Raw genomic sequence first — 1,862 nt, forward strand, 5'->3', positions numbered from 1 at the left:
GGCTCTGGCGATCTTTGTGTGATGGCGTAACTGATAGTGAGCTTCAGCGAGCGCACAAGATGATCTTTCTCAGTAGGTCGAGCTTGGCTCGGCCGTATCGGCTCCTCTTGAGGTTCTTGACCCTCGTCACGTTGCCTTCCACAGCACCTGATGAGTAGGGCAGGGTGAGGCCGTTGACCACGGCGTCCAGGTCGCGGCGGATGCCGTGGGTGAAGGAGTGCAGGGTGGGCAGGTCGTCGGCGTCGACGGCGGCCATCCACGCGTGCAGGCACTCCTTCGTGCCGGTCAGTGTGGTCATCATGGTCGCGAAGGCGGTGACATGGCTGGCGGTGGCGTCCAGGCGGGGGCTGCGGGATCGCAGGTCGGCGAGTCTGGTCTGGTCGTCGGTGGTGAGGTGATCGGTGCGACTGGTGATCCACCTGGTGACCTCGCGAACGGTCGGGGCCGACGACGGGGTGTGGGCGGCTGTGGCCGCAGATCGGAACGGGTGCAGGTACTTGCGGACGGTCTGCGGGCTGCCGCGGTATCCCTGCGCTTGGATCTCGCGGGTGAGGCGGGCGGCGTCGGTGCAGCCGCCGCGGAAGCGTTCCAGCAGGTAGGGCTGGAAGGGGGTGAGTAGGTCGGATCGTCCAGTGGCCTTGGTCAGCAGGTCCTCGACCGCCTCGGCGTGGGCGAACTTGCGGACGGTGTGCCGGTCCAGGCGCAGCTTCCGTGCGATCGCCGAGATTGTCCAGCCCTTGGCGGCCAGTTCCTGCACCGCGGCGTAGCGTTCACGGGTCCGGACGATCAGTCGGCATTCGGTGGACGGCGCCTGATCCGGCATCGGCTCTGGCGTGAGCGCGTTGTCGAGCTGTTGGTCGCCGGGTTCCTCCTGGGCGGGTTCAGTGTCATCGGGGTGAGGTTGACGCAGGTCGGCGCGGCAGGCGATGACGGTCTTCTCGACCGCGTCGCAGAGGTTCTGCCAGAGATGGAAGCGATCGGCAACTTGCGTTGCCTCGGGTGCTCCGGCCTTGGCGCCTGCGGCATAGGCTCCGGCCCTGTCTCTGCAGATCACGTGGACGCCGGGATGGTCGCGTAACCACTGTTCGAGGGCGTCGGCGGTCCGGTCGTCCAGCACGTCGATGGGCTGGTGGGTGTCCATGTTGATCAGCACGGTGGCGTAGGAGTGTCCGCGTTTCTTGGCGAAATCGTCGACCCCGAGCACGGTGACCTGGCCGATCTCAGGGTCGGGCAGGGCGCGGACCAGACCGATCAGCGTGTCCCGGCCGACGCGTACGCCGAGTTGCTCGAGCAGTCGGGAGGCGGCGCGTCCGGCCAGTGCCAGCGCCATCAACTCCAGCAGCCGGCGCAGCAGTTTCGTGCGGCGGGCATAGCGCTGGGTGAGACCGGGCACCGGTTCGGCGAACGTCCGGACGGGGCATGCCGGGTTCTGGCAGGTCAGGCGGCGGATCGTGAGCGCGATCAGGACTGGGCGGCCCGCAGCGGGCAGATCATGCAGCAGCCGGCGGTAGCGGCCATGCACCCGTGAGGAGGATGTGCCGCACGCCCGGCAGGCCGCCGGTCCCCCCTCGGTGTGCGCCGTGACCAGCACGTAGTCCCCGTGATCGGTCACCTCCTCGACGAGGAGTTCGGCCAGGTGGGGGAAGACCATCCGCAGGCAGCAGGCATCGCCCGCCACCGCATGCTGCGCACAGGGCACAATGAACCTCGCGGCCGCTCAGGTGGTGATCACGTTCTTGGTCGAACAAGATCCTCACGGGGCGGCCGCTCCTATACGCGGCCAGTTACACGATTGCGATCAGTCACGGGCGGGAGCCTCGACCACTGCCTGTGACGGCATCACACAAAGATCGCCAGAGCCA

Annotated in this window: 1 protein-coding gene; it reads right to left on the reverse strand. The window is 67.4% G+C overall.

Features of this window, described 5'->3' with window-relative positions; all coding sequences use genetic code 11:
- Positions 1 to 43: 43 nt before the first annotated feature.
- Positions 44 to 1,678 (reverse strand): ISL3 family transposase, encoded by a 1,635-nt coding sequence (locus ACIBX3_RS61175; protein WP_397130026.1) that lies wholly within the window; start codon positions 1,676 to 1,678, stop codon positions 44 to 46.
- Positions 1,679 to 1,862 lie beyond the last annotated feature (184 nt).

Source organism: Nonomuraea sp. NPDC049480, assembly GCF_044465905.1.
Lineage (GTDB): Bacteria > Actinomycetota > Actinomycetes > Streptosporangiales > Streptosporangiaceae > Nonomuraea.